The sequence below is a fragment of the Mesorhizobium sp. B1-1-6 genome, assembly GCF_006443035.1.
In the GTDB taxonomy this organism is placed as follows: Bacteria; Pseudomonadota; Alphaproteobacteria; order Rhizobiales; family Rhizobiaceae; genus Mesorhizobium.
Window position 1 is genome coordinate 327,401 of record NZ_VFWR01000006.1, and the last position, 17,853, is coordinate 345,253.

At 60.5% G+C, this 17,853-nt stretch carries 13 protein-coding genes and 2 pseudogenes; 14 read left to right on the forward strand and 1 reads right to left on the reverse strand.

Annotated elements, in window-relative coordinates:
- Window positions 1-51 precede the first annotated feature (51 nt).
- The 13 genes and pseudogenes from FJ979_RS14910 (at window position 52) to tdh (ending at window position 15,496) form a co-directional block, all read left to right on the forward strand.
- Window positions 52-939, forward strand: a complete 888-nt coding sequence (locus tag FJ979_RS14910; protein ID WP_140499537.1) for a LysR family transcriptional regulator — start codon at window positions 52-54, stop codon at window positions 937-939.
- Between the two features lie 791 nt (window positions 940-1,730).
- Window positions 1,731-3,395 (forward strand): ABC transporter ATP-binding protein, encoded by a 1,665-nt coding sequence (locus FJ979_RS14915; RefSeq protein WP_140581825.1) that lies wholly within the window; start codon window positions 1,731-1,733, stop codon window positions 3,393-3,395.
- A gap of 23 nt (window positions 3,396-3,418) precedes the next feature.
- Entirely contained in the window at window positions 3,419-5,089 is a 1,671-nt protein-coding gene (locus FJ979_RS14920) for a peptide ABC transporter substrate-binding protein (protein WP_140581828.1), read from the forward strand.
- 80 nt (window positions 5,090-5,169) lie between these two features.
- Complete coding sequence (locus FJ979_RS14925; protein WP_140499531.1) at window positions 5,170-6,120, forward strand: ABC transporter permease; 951 nt, start codon at window positions 5,170-5,172, stop codon at window positions 6,118-6,120.
- 32 nt (window positions 6,121-6,152) lie between these two features.
- Window positions 6,153-7,031 carry an ABC transporter permease gene (locus FJ979_RS14930; protein ID WP_140499530.1) on the forward strand — a complete coding sequence of 293 codons (879 nt, stop codon included), beginning with the start codon at window positions 6,153-6,155 and terminating at the stop codon, window positions 7,029-7,031.
- A gap of 55 nt (window positions 7,032-7,086) precedes the next feature.
- Window positions 7,087-8,397 carry an FAD-binding oxidoreductase gene (locus FJ979_RS14935; RefSeq protein WP_140581830.1) on the forward strand — a complete coding sequence of 437 codons (1,311 nt, stop codon included), beginning with the start codon at window positions 7,087-7,089 and terminating at the stop codon, window positions 8,395-8,397.
- A gap of 74 nt (window positions 8,398-8,471) precedes the next feature.
- Window positions 8,472-8,823, forward strand: a pseudogene (locus tag FJ979_RS33065) (IS481 family transposase); the annotation flags it as partial.
- Window positions 8,824-8,934: 111 nt separating this feature from the next.
- Window positions 8,935-9,063 (forward strand): annotated as a pseudogene (locus tag FJ979_RS33070) (IS481 family transposase); the annotation flags it as partial.
- Window positions 9,064-9,336: 273 nt separating this feature from the next.
- On the forward strand, window positions 9,337-10,659 hold the full coding sequence (locus FJ979_RS14945; RefSeq protein ID WP_140581914.1) for an FAD-binding oxidoreductase: 1,323 nt from the start codon (window positions 9,337-9,339) through the stop codon (window positions 10,657-10,659).
- A 167-nt stretch (window positions 10,660-10,826) separates the two neighbouring features.
- The gene (gene thrC, locus FJ979_RS14950) at window positions 10,827-12,254 is read left to right on the forward strand and encodes a threonine synthase (RefSeq protein ID WP_140581833.1); all 1,428 of its coding nucleotides are present in this window, start codon (window positions 10,827-10,829) and stop codon (window positions 12,252-12,254) included.
- Between the two features lie 37 nt (window positions 12,255-12,291).
- A complete protein-coding gene (locus tag FJ979_RS14955; protein ID WP_140581836.1) occupies window positions 12,292-13,236 on the forward strand; it encodes a homoserine kinase in 945 nt (314 codons plus the stop codon).
- Between the two features lie 38 nt (window positions 13,237-13,274).
- A complete protein-coding gene (locus tag FJ979_RS14960; RefSeq protein WP_140581916.1) occupies window positions 13,275-14,462 on the forward strand; it encodes a glycine C-acetyltransferase in 1,188 nt (395 codons plus the stop codon).
- On the forward strand, window positions 14,462-15,496 hold the full coding sequence (tdh, locus tag FJ979_RS14965) for an L-threonine 3-dehydrogenase (protein ID WP_140581838.1): 1,035 nt from the start codon (window positions 14,462-14,464) through the stop codon (window positions 15,494-15,496). The genes FJ979_RS14960 and tdh overlap by 1 nt, the downstream gene beginning before the upstream one ends.
- Window positions 15,497-15,748: 252 nt before the next feature.
- Here the strand turns inward: tdh and FJ979_RS14970 are convergent, their stop codons facing one another.
- Window positions 15,749-16,687 (reverse strand): ornithine cyclodeaminase family protein, encoded by a 939-nt coding sequence (locus FJ979_RS14970; RefSeq protein WP_140581841.1) that lies wholly within the window; start codon window positions 16,685-16,687, stop codon window positions 15,749-15,751.
- Between the two features lie 132 nt (window positions 16,688-16,819).
- Between FJ979_RS14970 and FJ979_RS14975 the strand changes: the two genes are divergently transcribed.
- Complete coding sequence (locus FJ979_RS14975) at window positions 16,820-17,848, forward strand: GNAT family N-acetyltransferase (RefSeq protein ID WP_224646636.1); 1,029 nt, start codon at window positions 16,820-16,822, stop codon at window positions 17,846-17,848.
- Window positions 17,849-17,853 lie beyond the last annotated feature (5 nt).

The following is a 17,853-nucleotide window of genomic DNA, read 5'->3' on the forward strand; positions in this document are numbered from 1 at the left end:
CAAGTATGAATAGCGATAGTTTCTGACGAAATCGGTGATAGATTGTCACTGATGGATCGCTCGGACATACCTTCGCTCGACGACCTGCGAGCGTTCGAAGCAACAGCGCGGCTGGGTTCGGTCCGGCTTGCAGCAGACTCGCTTGCGCTCACGCACGGCGCCGTGAGTCGCCGTATCACCAAACTCGCCCATGACATCGGGGTCAGGTTGTTTGAAAAGAATGGGCGAGGCCTGCGGCTCACCCCGGCTGGCGAGACACTCAACCTGACTCTCGGGAAGTTCTTCGGTGAGTTGGCCACCACAGTGCAAAGCCTGCGTACCGCCAATGCCGGGAAGAATGCCCTTGTGCTCTCCTGCGAGCCTTCAGTTGCCATGCGTTGGCTTATTCCGCGCCTGGCGGCGCTTCAAGTGGCGCATCCGAACATGGCCCTCCACCTCTCCGTGGGTGGTGGGCTTGTGGAATTTCGCAAGAAACAGGTCGATCTCGCTATTCGACGGCTGGACTTCGCTGTGCCCGAGACATGGAACGTCCGGACCCTTTTCCCCGAAACGGTTGGGCCCGTTATGAGGCCGGAAGTGGTGCCAGCGTTCGAACGTGGCGACTATCTCGCTCTCGGGTCGAAGACTCGACCTGACGCGTGGGCGCAATGGCTGAAGACCCATCCGTCGGCGCGTCGACCCACAGAAATGCGATACTACGACAATCACGCGCTGATCGTCGAGGCAGCGTCCGCAGGCTTGGGTGTAGCCCTCAGTCCGCTCGTACTCGCGGTTGACGATGTGGAACGAGGAAGCCTGGCGGCGCCTGCTGGCTTTGACCCCGACGGCAGTCAATATGGGTTGATATGGTTGGGGTCGAGTGAACTGCAAGGTGTGGAGTTTGAACTCGCAGAGTGGCTCCAAGCGCAGTTCAGCGGCCTGAGCCCCCAGCACCTTTGAAAGAGCGCCCTGCGAGCTTCGCCTAGCTGAATGTGGTCGACCGGCATCGAAAAGCAGCAACCGAGCATTGATAGGCCGGGTAGAGTTTCTCGATGAGCGGCACAGTTTGCCGTGCTTGGTTCCGCACTACCATTTTACAGGCATCCTGATGAGGCATCGCATGGGCGCATCACGGGCTTCGTACAGGTGACGCCGGTTACTACCTACCTTCAACGCCTGGATGGGTGCCAATCCATTTCAAATGCGGAAAATCCCGGCGCGGCGGATCGTGCAAATTCCTGTGACAAGGAATGCCGTGCCCGCCTTGGACAGGTCGGCACGGCGGCTGGCCTCATTGCTCATTCATTTTTGGGGCAATCACTCTCAGACTCTCACCTATCCCACGCTATCATCATCAGGCCAAACAGAGTGAAATGCCAATTCGGACGCTCTTTTCAGAAGTTCGTGCTGCTCGCGGGCCAAGTTTCGATGACTCTGCGGAAACAGAACAGTCAAACTGGCTGAAAGAACGGAGCCAACCTCTTTATGGCGGGCAGGCTCCAGAGGACATCCGATAAGGCACAGTTTGCCCCATCGGTGAGTTCTCCAAGAAAAGGGAACACAGTTCGGTACACGGCCGGATTTTCATAAGGGAGTGGCCTGGATGAGCAGAACCCGTCTCTCGCGGCCTCAGCGTGCGAAGCGTCGAGATGCCCAGGCTACGGCTGTTGCGGTGAGGCGCTTCTGCTCAAAGGGCGATGATGCGGTCCGCAACAGCGTGGACCCGCTCGGTTGAAGGGGATCTGATCCAGATGGTCGCAAGCATCCAGGCTGTTGCCCCCCATGACATAGCGCTTTCGGTGCGCGATCTGACCGTAAGCCTGCCGGCCGGGATGGAGCGGGTCCATGCGGTCGAGAATATCTCGTTCGATCTGAAACGCGGCCAGATCCTCTGCATCATAGGCGAGTCCGGATCAGGCAAGTCGGTCACGGCGAACGCGATCATGGGGCTCCTGCCCAAGGTGATCCGCCTCTCATCGGGTTCAATACAGTTGGAGGGGATGAACATCATCGGCATGTCGCCCGACAAGCTGCGCAACCTGCGTGGTCGGGTCGTGTCGATGATCTTTCAGGATCCGCTCTCGGCGCTCAATCCCCTGATGACCGTGGGCGCGCAGATTGACGAGGTCATGGCCGCGCATGGATACGGCACGCCAAAAACCTGCCGCGACCGCGCCATTGAGCTGCTCACCGAAGTGGGCTTGCCAGATCCCGAACTCATGTATCATCAGTACCCTTTCCGGCTTTCGGGCGGGCAGCGACAGCGCGTCATGATCGCCATGGCCTTGGCGCTCGAGCCGACGGTGCTGATCGCCGATGAGCCAACCACTGCGCTCGACGTGACCACCCAGGCACAGATTCTGGAGTTGATCCGCGACATTCAGCGCCGCAAGGGCATGAGCGTGATGTTCATCACCCACGATTTTGGCGTGGTGGCGGAGATCGCCGACAGCGTCGTGGTGATGGAAAAAGGTCACATCGTCGAGCAGGGCAGCGCCGAGCAGGTGCTGAAGTCGCCCAAGCATCCCTATACGCAGCGCCTGATCGCGGCCGTACCGCATCTGACCGGCGAAGATCGCCCTCGTGCGGAAGCCGCCAGCAAGGAGCCGATCCTGAAAGTCGAAGGTCTGGTGAAGACCTATCATGGCGGCAGCGCGCTATTCGGAGCGCAGCGGATTGTGATGGCGGTGAACGAGGTTTCGTTCGAACTGGCGCAAGGCCGCACCCTGGGCGTCGTAGGCGAGAGCGGTTCAGGAAAATCCTCGCTGGGCCGGCTTCTGATCAAATTGCTGGACAGCGACGGCGGCGAGATTTTGTTCGAGGGATCTGACATCGCCAAGCTTTCCGAAGCGAAGTTCCGCCCACTTCGACCGCGGATCCAGATGATCTTCCAGGATCCCTTCGCGTCTCTGAACCCACGCTCAACGGTCGGCCATATCATCACGGTCGGTCCGGTGGCACACGGAATGCCTTACGCCCAAGCGCGCGAGGAAGCGCGGGCGCTCCTGGCCCATGTCGGTCTCGATGTCGGCGCCTTCGGCCGCTATCCGCACGAGTTCTCGGGTGGGCAACGCCAGCGCATAGGCATCGCGCGCGCGCTGATGTTCAAACCGAAGCTGCTCATTGCCGATGAGGCGGTTTCCGCGCTCGACGTGTCGATCCAGGCGCAGATCCTGCAGCTTCTGGACCAGATCCAGCGCGAGACTGGCGTATCGATGGTCTTCATCACGCACGACCTGCGAGTCGCCAGCCAAATCTGCGATGAAATCGCCGTGATGCAGAAGGGCCGGATCGTCGAGCGCGGACCGCCCTCGCAGATATTCCTGAACCCGCAAGCAGCCTACACGCGCCAACTCGTGGCGGCGATTCCGGGGGAGCGGCCAGGCAATGCCCGTCCCATTGCAGCAAACGCATGAAAAATAACAAGAGAGGAACTACGATGACCAAAAATGCAACGACTACATCCAACTATTCGAGACGCCAGGCACTCCGACTGATGGCGCTAGGTGGGGCTGCAGGCTTGATCGCGCCCAATCTTCTGGGCAAGTCCGCTTTCGCCAAGACCCCTGCCACGGGCCCGGCCGGTCGCGTCGTCGTCGGCCTCTCACAAGAGCCGACGGTGTTCAATCCGCTGATGGCGCATATCGAAGTCGATGACGCGGTCCATTTCTCGGTTTTCGATGCGTTGGTCAGGATGGATGCCGAAGGTGTCCTTCAGCCGAACCTCGCGGCCGAGGTGCCAAGCCAGAAGAACGGCGGCATTTCGGAGGATGGTCTCAACTGGCGCATCCGGTTACGTGACAATGTTCGCTGGCACGACGGCGAGCCCTTCACGGCCGAGGACGTGAAATTCACCCTTGAGCTCATCACCAACCCGAAATTTCGCGCTTGGCGTACAAGCGGCCATTCGCTCGTGCAGGACATTACGGTGGTTTCGCCCACCGAGATCACCTGGCGGATGAAGGAGGCTTTTGCGCCCTATCTGTCGTTCCTGGCCGAAACCTTCATAGTGCCCAAGCACATCCTGGGGAAAGAGGGCGATCCGAATACAGCGGCGTTCAACCAGGCGCCGATCGGCACCGGCGCTTTCAAGTGGAGCCAACGGGTAGCCGGCGACCATATCGAGCTCGTCGCCAACCCCGAGCATGCCGGCGAGGGCCCCTATGTCGAGCAGCTCATCTTCAAATACATCCCCGATATGACGGTGCTCTACACGCAGTTCAAGAGCGGCGACGTCGACCTGGTCGATCAATCCTACATTACCGCCGACCATTATGCTGAAGCCCGCGAATTGCCAGACCGCGTGGTGACACTGGAGACCGGCGCATCCGTGGAGTCGATCTACCTCAATCTGGGGCGCCCGCAGTTCAAGGACCTGGCAGTGCGCCAGGCGCTTTACGCCGCAATGGACAGGAAAGCGATCGTTGACACGATCTATTACGGCGTGGGCACTCTCACCGAGACCTTCATGCCGAAGGAGTCCTACTACTACAATCCGAACCTGCCCGCGCAGGAATTCAATATGGACCGCGCGCGACAAATTCTGGATGAGGCCGGCTGGGCGCCAGGCCCGGATGGAATTCGCGCCAAGGATGGAGTGCGACTGTCCTTTGCCAATTCGACGACGTCAGGCAACAATCTTCGCGAGCAGACGCAGCAGTTCCTGCAGCAGACGTTTGCCGAGATCGGCGTCGAGATGACGATCTCGAACTTGCCGGCTGCGGTCATGTGGGGCGAATTCTGGCTGAAGTCGCAGTTCGACACCGCCATGGTGGGCGTTACCTATCTGATTGCCGCGGACCCCGACGCCACAAACCGCCTCCATACGAAGGCAATCGCTGCTCAAGGCGGGCACGGTTCGAACACCGGGCAGTATTCCAACCCCGAAGTCGATGCCCTGCTTGAAAAGGGTGCTCGCAGCTTCGATCAGGAAGAGCGGCACGGGATCTATAACCGCGTGCAGGAAGTGGTGCGTCATGATCTGCCCTTCCTGCCGCTGTTAGCGATCACCAACGTGCTCGGACGCAAGGCAGGGTTGGACGGTTTCAAGCCCAATGCCAACACGCGCACCGCGTCGTGGCATGCCGCAGACTGGCGCTGGAAGGCCTGATCCATCCTATTGCCGTCGCCGGATTTCACTGCGGCGACGGCAACAGCCTAAAATCGCCAACCCACAACGGAGGACTCAGAATGCGCGGCTTCCTGCTCAATCGCCTCTCGCAGAGCCTGGTGCTGCTTGTGATCGTTTCGATCATCGGCTTCGGCATTCTGAACCTCCTCCCGGGCGGCCCACTGGCGCAATTCGGGCTCGATCCCGGAATGACCCAGCAGGATATCGAGCGGCTGAAGGGATTGCTTGGCCTCGATCGGCCTATATGGATCCAATACCTGGACTGGGCATGGCGGCTGCTGCAGGGCGACTGGGGACACTCCTTCCGCGACGGAGCGCCGGTATTGCAGATCATTGGCAGCCACGTGTTCGCCACGCTGCTGCTGATGGGATCTTCAACCGTGATTGCGATCTCCATTGGCGCCTGGATTGGAATTCGGGGCGCCACACGCCGCTACTCGCTATTCGACTATCTAGCGACTGTCGGTGCCATGATCGCTTTGTCGGTCCCTACCTTCTGGTTCGGACTCGTCGGCATCTACATCTTTTCCCTGAAGCTGGGCTGGCTGCCCGCGGGCAATATGTCCGAGATCGGAGATGCCTCGATCCTGGGATATCTCCACCATTTGATCCTGCCAAGCATCGTGCTGTCGCTGGTCCATGTCGCGATCTGGAGCCGCTACATGCGGACGGCGACCCTCGACGCCATCAGCCAGGACTTCGTCAAGACGGCTCGGGCCAAGGGATTGAGCGAACGGCGGATTCTGATGAGGCATGTCGTCGGCAACGCACTCTTGCCGATGATTACCTTGGCCGGGATGCAGCTTCCCAGTGTTCTCACCGGCGCTCTGGTGACCGAAACCGTCTTTACCTGGCCGGGAATGGGACGGTTGTTCCTGGATAGCCTTGGCTATAGCGACTATCCGGTTGTGATGGGGCTTTTGATGTTCTCGGCCATCCTCGTTCTGCTTGGAAACCTAATCGCCGACATTGTCGTCGCTATTGTCGATCCACGTATTCGCCTGGCTTGAGCGCGCAACTTCCCCGACAGGAGACAGCCGATATGACCGCTCTCACCGCAAATGCAGCTCCAAGCCGATGGACAAACAACCGCGCGGCGCTTCGTTTCATGAGACACCGCCTGGCGCTGCTCGGGTTGGCGATGATCATTTTCCTCGTGCTTGCTTGCGTGCTCGGCCCCCATCTACTGCCTTATGACTCACTGTATATCGATCTGCGGGCCCGCTTTGCCCCACCGCTGACGGGCCACCACTTTCTGGGCACTGATCCGCTTGGCCGCGACCTTGCGGCAAGATTGTTGATGGCGGGACGAATCTCGCTGCTGGTGGGTTTCTTCGCCATGGTATTGTCGACCCTCGTCGGCACGCTTGTCGGCGTGATCGCCGGCTATCGCGGCGGCTGGATCGGGGCGACGCTGATGCGCACGGTCGATGGCTTCCTGTCGTTCCCTTCGATCTTTCTGCTCCTGGCGCTGGCTGCGGCACTGAAGCCCAGTCCTGTGATGATCACCGTCATCATCGCCCTCACCAGTTGGATGGAGGTTGCCCGTATCGTGGAAGCGGAAGTCCGCTCGTTGCGGGAACGCGAGTTCGTCCTGGCCGGGCGCATGCTGGGATTGAGCGGCACCCACATCATGTTCCGCGAGATACTGCCCAACGCCATGGGACCCATTATCGTTGCTTCCACCCTGACGGTCGCGCGCGCCATTCTAATGGAAGCCTACATCAGCTTCCTGGGCTACGGAATTCAGCCGCCATTGCCCAGCTGGGGCAACATGCTCAACGGCGCCCAGCAATATCTGGGCAGCGCACCTTGGCTGGCCATCATTCCCGGAGCTGCAATCACCATCGCGGTGACCAGTTTCAATTTCATTGGTGACGGACTGCGTGACGCGCTGGACGTCCGGGACGACCATATTTGAAGTGCCGCGAGCGGCCGCTTTCTTAATCCCTGGAACATCAAGAGAAGTCAGTCACGTGCAAGAGCCCAAAGTCGCCGAAAAGAACACGCCCTACTGGTGGGAAGCGGCGCCCGTCATGCCGCTGCCGCGGCAGCCGCTGGCAAAGAAGCTCGATGTGGTGATTGTCGGCGCCGGCTATGCCGGGCTTTCGGCTGGGCTTGTGCTGGCGCGCGAGGGGCGCTCGGTCGCCGCTTTCGATGCTATGCATCCGGGCGAGGGTGCTTCCACGCGCAACGGCGGGATTACGAGCGGCAGCATCCGGCCGGACCATGCCACGATCACCCGGCGCTTCGGTGAAGAGAAGGCCATGGCGATCGAGGCCGAGGGCAAGATCGCGCGCGAATTCCTCTACGACTTCATCAAGACCGAAGGGCTCGACTGCGACTTCCGGCTGGTTGGCCAGTTCAAAGGCGCTTTCGGGTATCAACAGTATGAGATAATGGCGCGTGGCGCCGAGACACTGGCGAAGAAACTGGGGATCCAGTCCTACGCCGTTCCGCATGCCGAGCAGCGAAATTATATCGGCACCGACTTCTACCGCGGCGGAACCGTTCGGATGGACATTGGCGGGCTGCACCCCGCAAAGTTCCACGCTGAGCTCCTGCGGGTGGCGCTCGCATCCGGGTTGACGGTCCATTCGCATACAGTGGTCAAGTCGATCGAGGGGAACGGTTCGGGGTTCCGCGTGGTGACTTCGGCAGGGACGGTCGATGCACGGCAGGTTCTGGTCTGCACCAATGGATATACCGACGGCGCCGCTCCCTTCCTGCGTCGCCGCTTGGTTCCGGTCCGCAGCCGGATCATCGTGACCGAGGAACTTGCGCCCGATGTCATGGCGCAACTGATGCCGAAGCTGATGACGATCACCGAAAACCGGCAACTCGGTTTTTATTATCGTCCCTCGCCCGACGGAAAACGCATTCTGCTGGGCGGGCGCGACAGTTCTCGCGTCGGCGATCCGGTGGCGCCGAAACTTCTGCTACGCAAGGGCCTGGTGAACCTTTTCCCGGAGTTGGAAAACGTGCGCCTTTCGCATTGCTGGTTCGGCAACGTCGCGATGAACCGCGATATGCTGCCCCGAATCTTCGAGAAGGAAGGTGTGGTCTATGCCACCGGCTTCTGCGGTTCGGGCGTGGTCTGGGCGCCATGGATCGGCATGCGTGCGGCCCACAAGCTGATCGGGCATGGTGAGCAGTCGCGCACAGCGTTCGACTTTCGACCGCCTTCCGCCATCCCGCTCTATCGCGGCACTCCGTGGTTCATGCCTGCGATTATCCAGGGCTATCGGTTGCAGGACCGTATCGCCTTCTGGCGCGCCAGCCGCTGAGGCCAAAGGTGACGGCCTTTTTGACCATTCGTCGCTGCGGCCCGGCTGGAGCACCGCGGAGCTTGACGGCGCCGGCGAAGCGCTATGGAAGAAGACCGTCGCGAAGTTGCAGAGTCGAATCTGTGTCCTCGATCTGCCGATTGCGCCGAAGGAGGCGCGGTCGACCCTGCTCACGGTCGATGAAGAGGCCGTCATCGTCGCCTTTCGACGCTATACGCTGCCGCCGCAGGATGACTGCTTCTATGCGTTGCAGCCGACGATCCCGCATCAGGGCAAGCAGCACAAGTTCGTCGCCATCTATCGTACCTCGAAGGTCGCCTTCATGGAATTGCATGAGAAGGCCACCACTGTCGTCTCCCGAGAGTTCCTGCTCCGGTTGATCGCGGCCGTTCCCTATAAATCCACTCAGTGCTCACCGACGATGGAAGCAGTTCACCACACCCAATGCCGGAGGCTCGGCCGCGCCGCTGATCAAAGGGGCTATAGCCAACGGGCGAACGCTTCTGGGCGCACGCCTTCGAATATGCCTAGGCCACGAACGACATCGAGCACCGTACGACTAAGGCCAAGCATCATTGGACCAATGGACAGGTCGAGAGGATGTACCGCACGATCAAGGACGCCACGGTCAAACGCTTCTGCTAGGAGAGCCACGAGCAGTTCGGGTAACACCTCGCCGACTTCGTTGCCGCCTACAACTTCGCACGCAGGCTCAAGACCCTCAAGCGCGATCCAACGGACTCGCGAGCAGGTTACGCCGCCCTGCGCCGAACTGGAACTCGGTCGGGCCTGAGCAGTTCGTATCGATCAAGGGATCAAAAGCGCGCACATCTGGCGAAGTCCTAGATGATTTCGGCACATTCTTTCGAGCGCACGATGCGATGAAGGGCTGATCGGAACTTTGCTTCCGCCTTCATGGCAGCCGAGGTTGGTTGGAACATGTCGCCCCGAGTCGAACGCATTCACAGCGATGAGCGTCTCCCGGCCGAAGTCGATGTCGTCATCGTCGGCGGCGGCATCCTCGGCTCTACGGCCGCCTATTTCCTGGCGAAGCGTGGCCTCTCTGTGGCTCTGCTAGAGAAGGGCCACATCGCCTGTGAACAATCGAGCCGAAACTGGGGTTGGTGCCGCCAGCAGAACCGCGATCGGCGCGAACTGCCGCTCTCGGTGATCTCCATGCGACTGTGGGACGAGCTGACGCGCGATATCAATCGGGACCTTGGATTTCGACGCTGCGGTCTCGTCTATGCGACTCACGACGAGGCTGTGCTCGCCGGCTGGGAAAGGTGGCGCGAGGTCGCCAGGGAATACGAGGTCGACACCCGCATGCTGAGCCGGGCGGAGGTGGCCGAGCGCGTCCCCGAAGCGCGCGACAAATGGGTCGGCGGGACCTATTCAGATCGGGATGGTAAGGCCGAACCTGCGCTCGCCGCGCCGGCTATCGCCGATGGGGCCAGAGCTCTGGGCGCCACCATCCACCAGGAATGCGCCGCGCGGGCGCTCGACTTGGCCAACGGCAAGATCGCGGGCGTGCACACGGAGAAGGGCTACATCAGAACCGGCGCGGTGCTGTGCGCCGCTGGCGCCTGGTCCTCGCGCTTCCTTAGGCCGCTCGGGATCAGTTTCCCCCTAGCGAGCATCCGGCAGACCGCGCTGCGTTCCACCCCGACAATCAACATAGGCGAGGCGGTCTCCACACCCTACTGCACGATCACGCGCCGACTGGACGGCAGCTATACGCTTGCGATCAGCGGCAAGGCGAATCTCGAAATCACGCCCCAAGCGATCCGGTATAGCCGGGAATTCATGCCGCAATTCTTGCGTCGCCTAAAGAACGTCAGGCTCGGCATCGGTCAATCGTTCCTTTCGGGGCCGGACTCAATGCCGGCGCTGCTGACCAGCGACGATCGGATCTTCGAACAGAATCGGGTGCTGGATCCTCCACCCTTAAAATGGCTGGTAAGCCAAGTCGTGGAGAGTGTCCGGAAGACCTTCCCCCAACTCGGCGACATAGAGATCGATAGTGCCTGGGGCGGCTTCGTCGATTGCACGCCCGACGCAGTGCCTGTGGTGTCGCAGGTGGATGCGGTGAAAGGTCTCGTCCTCGCGGCGGGCTGCTCGGGCCACGGCTTCGGTTTGGGCCCGGGGCTTGGTTATCTGGCCGCAGAGCTTGTCGTAAACGACACCCCTTGCGTCGATCCTACACCATTCCGCCTGTCGCGTCTGGTCGACGGCTCGAAGCTGGACATCGCCGCTATCTGAAGATCAGCCGGAAGTCAGGCCTGACGCGCACAAACAATCGCCGCTATGGCCTGCAGGACAAGATCGCGTGGTGGCGGGCCCAACGCTGACCGCTAAAACTGGCGGCCCATTGACCATGCGGCGCTGCGGCCCGGCTGAACGATCGCGTCTACAGGGAAGAGCATCACATGCACTACATCTCCACACGCGGCCATTCCGAACGCAGGAAGTTCTGCGAGATCCTGCTTGAAGGTCTGGCGCCGGATGGCGGGCTCTATGTGCCCGAGACGTACCCGTTTGTGGATGACCCAATGCTGGATCGGTGGCGAAGGCTGTCCTATCCGGACCTCGCCTTCGAGATCCTGTCGCTCTACATCGACGATATTCCGCCCGTCGATCTGAAGGCCATCTGCGCAAAGACCTATACGCCCGAGGTTTTCGGAACCACCAGGATCGCGCCGGTGCGCGCGCTTGAGACGTGTCTCCACGTGGCGGAACTGTCGAACGGCCCGACGCTGGCGTTCAAGGACATGGCGATGCAGTTGCTTGGCAATCTGCTCGAGTATGAACTGGCGCGGCGTGGTGAGGAACTAAACATCCTCGGGGCGACCAGTGGCGACACGGGCAGCGCGGCGGAATATGCCATGCGCGGCAAGAAGAGGGTGCGGGTCTTCATGATGTCGCCGCACGGACGCATGAGCACCTTTCAGCAAGCCCAGATGTTCAGCCTGCAGGACGAAAACATCCATAACATCGCCATCGAAGGGGTGTTTGACGATTGCCAGGATATCGTGAAAGCCGTGTCCGGCGATGGTGATTTCAAGAGGCGCCACCGCATAGGCGCCGTCAATTCGATCAATTGGGCCCGGCTGATGGCTCAGGTCGTCTACTATTTCTCCGCCTACTTCCAGGTCACCGCGGGGAACACATCAGAGGTCGACTTCACCGTTCCTTCAGGGAACTTCGGAAACATCTGTGCTGGTCACGTCGCGCGCATGATGGGACTTCCCGTATCCCGTCTCGTCATTGCAACCAACGAGAACAACGTGCTCGATGAGTTCTTCCGCACCGGCGTGTATCGCGTGCGGGGCCGAGCGGACACGTATGAAACATCAAGCCCATCGATGGACATTTCCAAGGCCTCCAATCTCGAGCGTTTCGTCTTCGACCTGCTCGGTCGCGATGCGAGCCGAACGAAATCAATGTTCGACAACCAGCTCGGGGGAAGAGGATCGTTCGATCTCAGTGGTGATCCCGCCTTTGCGCAGGTGGCGGTTCGTTTTGGTTTCTACAGCGGCAAGAGCACGCACGCCGACCGCTTGGAGACGATCCGTGACACGTGGCGCCGCTTCAACGCGTTAATCGACCCACACACTGCTGACGGCATCACGGTCGCACGCAGGCACTCCGTTCCGGAGATGCCGATGATCGTGCTCGAGACGGCCCTGCCGGTCAAATTTGCGGGGACCATCAGGGAGGCTTTGGGCCGCGAGCCAGATCGTCCAGAACGGTTCGATGGAATAGAAGATTTGCCGAGACGATTTAAGGTCATTCCCGCCGATGCGCAGACCGTAAAGACCTACATCGCCGAAATCGTGCAGGGTGCGGCCTGCTGAAGAACTGCTTGAGCAATCGGAGATCGTTATTTCCGCCATGGCTGTATATACGAAGCTGTCATTCGACGAAGTCGCAGCCTTCTTTGGGGAGCTGGGTCTAGGCTGGCCGCGTTCTGTTCGCGGCATCACGACCGGAATTGAGAACACGAACTACTTCGTAGATGCCGAAACCGGAGAGTATGTGCTCACCTTGTTTGAGCGCCTGACATTCGAACAATTGCCTTTCTACCTCCATTTTATAAAGCACCTTGCGGCGCGGCGCCTGCCGGTCCCGGATCCGGTTGCCAACGTCAAAGGCGAAATCCTTCATTCGCTGAAAGATCGCCCTGCGGTGGTCGTCAACAGGCTTCCTGGCGAGAGCGTGACAGCACCGACAGTGTCGCATTGTCGCTCTATCGGGGAGACCCTGGCGCGAATACACTTGGCTGGGACCGATTATCCACGACACCAGGTCAATCCGCGTGGTCTCGAATGGTGGAACGAGGTGGTGCCTGTGGTCGGCCGCTGGGTATCTGAGGAACAGTGCTCGCTGCTCACAAGGGAATTGGCCTTTCAGAACCAAATTGCCCAGTCCTCCACCTACCGGCAACTACCCAAGGGGCCGGTGCACGCTGATCTCTTTCGTGACAACGTGTTGTTTGACGGTGGTCAGCTGACCGGCGTCTTTGATTTCTACTTCGCCGGATGCGACGCCTTCTTATTTGACATTGCCGTATGCCTCAATGACTGGTGCGTCGATGACTGCACCGGCAGCCAAGACGGTGAGCGAGCAGCCGCTTTCTTAGGCGCCTATGAGTCCGTTCGAACGCTTACTCCAGCCGAACGCATATTGCTTCCCGCGATGCAACGCGCTGGAGCATTTCGCTTTTGGCTATCGCGTCTCTGGGACCTGCACCAGCCTCGGGAGGCTGCAATCCTCAAAGCACACGATCCGAGCCACTGCGAGCGCATGTTACGCGTGCACAGGGGAGAAATCGCATGAGCAAGACCGCGAAGATCACCAATGGAAGCAAAAGCAGGATGGCACCGACTCTCAACAACCGCGTTCGCGAGTTGCTTTCGCAGATCGAGGCGGAGGGCCTATACAAGCGCGAGCGCGTCATCACCTCGCCCCAGTGGTCCGAAATCGAGGTTGGCGCCCGAAAGCTGCTCAATTTCTGTGCCAACAACTATCTCGGCCTCGCTGACAGCGAAGAGCTGCGCGAGGCGGCGAAGGCCGCGCTCGACCGATACGGCTACGGCATGGCCTCGGTACGATTCATCTGCGGCACACAAGAGGAACACAAGCAGCTCGAGGCAAAGATATCGAGCTTCCTCGGCATGGAAGACACGATCCTCTACGGTTCCTGCTTCGACGCCAACGGCGGCCTGTTCGAGACGCTGTTTTCCGAAGAGGATGCGATCATCTCCGACGCGCTCAACCATGCCTCGATCATCGACGGTGTGCGGCTCTCCAAAGCGAAACGCTTCCGCTACGCCAATAATGACATGGGGAGCCTTGAGGAAGAACTGAAAAAGGCTGAAGGCAGCCGCTTCAAGCTCATCGCCACCGACGGCGTCTTCTCGATGGACGGCATCATCGCGAATTTGGCGGGCGTCTGCGACCTCGCAGAAAAATATGAGGCAATGGTGATGGTGGACGACAGCCACGCTGTCGGCCTCGTCGGTGAGCATGGCCGTGGCACGCCGGAATATTGCGGCGTCGAGGGCAGGGTGGACATCATCACCGGTACGCTAGGCAAGGCGCTGGGGGGTGCCTCGGGTGGCTACACGGCGGCGAGCAGGCCGGTCGTTGACTGGCTGCGCCAGCGCTCGCGACCCTATCTGTTTTCCAACACACTGATGCCAGCGATCGCGGCGGCATCGCTTAAGGTGTTCGACATCATCGAGAGGAACGAAGGGCTGCGTGAACGTCTCTATGAGAACGCGGAGCGCTTCCGCTCCGGCATGAAAAAGCTCGGCTTCACATTGGCCGGAGCTGACCACCCGATCATTCCAGTGATGATCGGCGATGCCGCGCTGGCTTTGCAGATGGCTGACATGCTGCTCGAGCGCGGCATTTATGTGATCGGGTTTTCCTTCCCCGTCGTGCCCAAGGGCCAGGCCCGGATCAGGACGCAGATGTCGGCCGCCCATTCGGCAGCCGATATCGACCGGGCGGTTGCAGCGTTCGGTGAGGTCGGCCGCGAACTCGGAGTGATTAGCTGATGTCCAACATGATGCGCGCACTTGTAAAAACTCGCGCCGAGCCGGGCATCTGGATGGAAGAGGTGCCGGTGCCGGAAATCGGCCCCAACGACGTCCTGATCAAGGTGAAAAAGACCGCGATCTGCGGCACCGACGTCCACATCTACAATTGGGACCAGTGGGCACAGAAGACGGTGCCCGTGCCGATGGTGACCGGCCATGAATTCGTCGGCACCGTTGCGGATTTCGGCGCCGCGGTCACCGAATACAAGGTCGGCCAGCGTGTGTCGGGCGAAGGCCACATCGTCTGCGGTCATTGCCGCAACTGCCGCGCGGGCAGGGGGCATCTGTGCCGCAACACGCTCGGCGTCGGCGTCAATCGCCCGGGCGCCTTCGGCGAGTACCTGGCGATCCCGCAGCACAATGTCGTGCCGATCCCCGACGATGTGCCGGACGAGATCGCCGCGATCTTCGATCCCCTGGGCAATGCGGTCCACACCGCATTGTCCTTCGATCTGGTCGGCGAGGACGTGCTGGTCACCGGGGCCGGACCGATCGGCATCATGGGCGCGCTGGTGGCGCAATGCGTCGGCGCCAGGAAGGTCGTTATCACGGATATCAATCCGGTTCGGCTGGATCTTGCGCGCAAGCTTGGCGTCCAGCATGTCGTCGACGCCTCCAAGGAAAAACTGCGCGACGTGATGCCGGCGCTCGGCATGACGGAGGGTTTTGATGTCGGCCTGGAGATGTCGGGGGCAGCCCCCGCCTTCCGCGACATGATCGACACCATGAACAATGGCGGCAAGATCGCCATCCTCGGCATTGCGCCGACCGGGTTCGAGATCGATTGGAACAAGGTCATCTTCAAGATGCTGCATCTCAAGGGCATCTACGGCCGCGAGATGTTCGAGACCTGGTACAAGATGATAGCTCTGGTCCAGGGCCCGCTCGACGTCTCAGGCCTGATCACCCACCGTATCGGCATCGATGATTTCCAGGTTGGATTCGATGCGATGCGCAGCGGCAGTTCGGGCAAGGTGGTGATGGATTGGTAGGCGGCGCTTGCGGCTCCCTCCAAGGCTCGCCATCTGCGGGCATGAACGTCCAGGGCAGAATTCTGATGGCGACGATGACGCTGGTTTCTCACTCAGGGCTATCGAATCTGGGACTTGGTTGCCATATGGTCTTTGGCGGTGGGCCGGAGTCTTGAGCTCATGCGGTGCCGTGAAGCACGGCTCGGCTGTAAAGGTTTTTTCCAGTGCAGCGGAAAAAATTCGTCGGGGCTGGACCTGTCGGTGCGAGGCCGATCAGTGGTGGGACGCTTTCGCGCGGATCAGCGCGTCGGCCATGTAGAGGTCCTGGAGAGAGATACCGGAACTGTCGAAGACAGTGATTTCATAGTCGAAGCGGCGTCCGGGAGCACGTTTTTCAACGACGTCGCCGATTGGCGTCACCGCAAGTACGCCGCCGTCGATGTCGTCGCGCACGTGTTGGAACTCGCCGATCTGGACGGACTGGGAAAGCAGATCACAAAACAGGCGTGCCCTGGGAAATAATTCGCTCGGCAATTCGCGTTTGCCCGGGGCATCCGACCCCATGCTGACGATATGGGTTCCGGGTCCCACCCAAGCGGCATCGAACAGCGGTTCGCGTGAGGGTGTCACTGTGACCACGATGTCGGCTGCGCGCACGGCTTCTTCCGGCAAGGCAGCGCGCGCATCCAGGCCTTTTTCGCCGATCTGATCGACAAAAGCGTCGAGCTGCGGCGAAGGCCGCGCCACGACCAGCACGGTTTCAATTGGGCGGATGCGGGCCACCGCCATCACTTCGAAGCCCGCCTGATTGCCGGCGCCGAATATCGCCAGAACTTTGGCTCGCTTGCGCGCAAGTAAATCGGCCGCAACCGCGTCGGCTGCGGCCGTCCTGTAGGCGTTGACCTTTCCGGCCTCGATAACGGCGCTGAGCTGACCTGAATGCTGATCGAGCAGCACGATTGTGGAGTTGTGGCGGGGAAGGCCACGTGCCGGGTTGCCAGACCAGAAGGAGCCGATTTTCACGCCGGTTAGGTCATCCGACGAACCGGATTTGACTGAGAAGGTATTGGTCGCCTCCTGTGTGCGCCCGAGAACAGCAGGAAAGACCCAGCTCCGCCCCGACGCTGCTGCCACGAGAGCCTTCCGCGCCGCCTCGAAAGCAAGCTCATGCGTGACAAGGGCGGCCGATTCCTCCTCGCTGATGTAGATCATCCAAAATTCCCCATGTGCGTCAGTCGTTTATCGCTGGTTGCAGCTACGGCGTTACCGAGGCAGAAATCGCACGCCACAGCGAACGATGCGGACCTCGGCCGATCGCAGGGCAACCAGGCGGAGCGATTCTAGGTGCCCGATAGTCCTCGCCTGATTTGCGCAATTTGGGATGCCGAGGAACTGCTTAAAACGAACAATCCCGCTGAATTGAAAGCGCAAAACAGCAGCGAAATCTGTCCGCCGGACGCCACTCTAAGGTGCGACTTCAATCCTGGATCGAATGACAGCGTTGCACTTATGGCAATTGAGCATGGCACAGACATCGTCAGCAACCAGATGGAGCTGATGAAATTGGAGCCCCGCCATTTGCCGGGCGCGCTGAAGCTGTCGCAGGAGATGGGCTGGCCCTATCGCCTGGAGGATTGGGAATTTGCCGCAATGGTTGGAAATGGTCTGGTCCTGGAGCGGGGAGGACACGTGATCGGCACGGCCATGTCCTGGAGCTACGGACCGACCTATGCTTCCGCCGGAATGATCATCGTCACCGGCTCCGCGCAAGGCGGCGGCAACGGCTCCCGGCTCTTTGATGGATTGCTTGCGGCTACACAGGGGCGCCACGTGCTGCTCAATTCGACCGAAGAGGGGCTCGCGCTCTATAAACGGCGTGGCTTCACTGCCTGGGGCACTGTACTTCAGCACCAGGGCCCGCTGACTGTTGCCGTGACGCAGACGACCCCTGACATCCGTCAGGCGACGGTCTTAGACCTCGCGGCAATCCAGGCCTTCGACGAACGGGCCACCGGCATGCCCCGGACGGCGATGGTGGCTGCGCTCGCCGATGCGGGCAAGGTCGTCGTTATCGAGCGCGCGGGGCGGGTTGCCGGCTACGCCATCGCCAGGAAGTTCGGGCGCGGCTATGTTGTCGGCCCCTGTGCGGCCGAAAGCGTGGAGGACGCGCGGCTTCTGATCCTGGCCCAGCTTTCGAAGCTTCGCGATCAATTCGTTCGCATCGACGTCTATGCCGAGGATGGATTGGGCGACTGGCTTGAGAGCCTCGGCCTCAAGCGGACCGGCAGTGCCACCGCTATGGTCAAAGGGCAACGACCCGTTTCTGACGGGCTGGCCCACATGTACGCATTGGCAAACCAGTCGTTCATTTAGGAAAC

What these genes read in the sequence shown, in the direction of transcription:
- FJ979_RS14910 (WP_140499537.1), top strand. Translation starts at nt 52, where the DNA reads ATGGATCGCTCGGACATACCTTCGCTCGACGACCTGCGAGCGTTCGAA.
- FJ979_RS14915 (WP_140581825.1), top strand. Translation starts at nt 1,731, where the DNA reads ATGGTCGCAAGCATCCAGGCTGTTGCCCCCCATGACATAGCGCTTTCG.
- FJ979_RS14920 (WP_140581828.1), top strand. Translation starts at nt 3,419, where the DNA reads ATGACCAAAAATGCAACGACTACATCCAACTATTCGAGACGCCAGGCA.
- FJ979_RS14925 (WP_140499531.1), top strand. Translation starts at nt 5,170, where the DNA reads ATGCGCGGCTTCCTGCTCAATCGCCTCTCGCAGAGCCTGGTGCTGCTT.
- FJ979_RS14930 (WP_140499530.1), top strand. Translation starts at nt 6,153, where the DNA reads ATGACCGCTCTCACCGCAAATGCAGCTCCAAGCCGATGGACAAACAAC.
- FJ979_RS14945 (WP_140581914.1), top strand. Translation starts at nt 9,337, where the DNA reads ATGTCGCCCCGAGTCGAACGCATTCACAGCGATGAGCGTCTCCCGGCC.
- thrC (WP_140581833.1), top strand. Translation starts at nt 10,827, where the DNA reads ATGCACTACATCTCCACACGCGGCCATTCCGAACGCAGGAAGTTCTGC.
- FJ979_RS14955 (WP_140581836.1), top strand. Translation starts at nt 12,292, where the DNA reads ATGGCTGTATATACGAAGCTGTCATTCGACGAAGTCGCAGCCTTCTTT.
- FJ979_RS14960 (WP_140581916.1), top strand. Translation starts at nt 13,275, where the DNA reads ATGGCACCGACTCTCAACAACCGCGTTCGCGAGTTGCTTTCGCAGATC.
- tdh (WP_140581838.1), top strand. Translation starts at nt 14,462, where the DNA reads ATGTCCAACATGATGCGCGCACTTGTAAAAACTCGCGCCGAGCCGGGC.
- FJ979_RS14970 (WP_140581841.1), bottom strand. Translation starts at nt 16,687, where the DNA reads ATGATCTACATCAGCGAGGAGGAATCGGCCGCCCTTGTCACGCATGAG.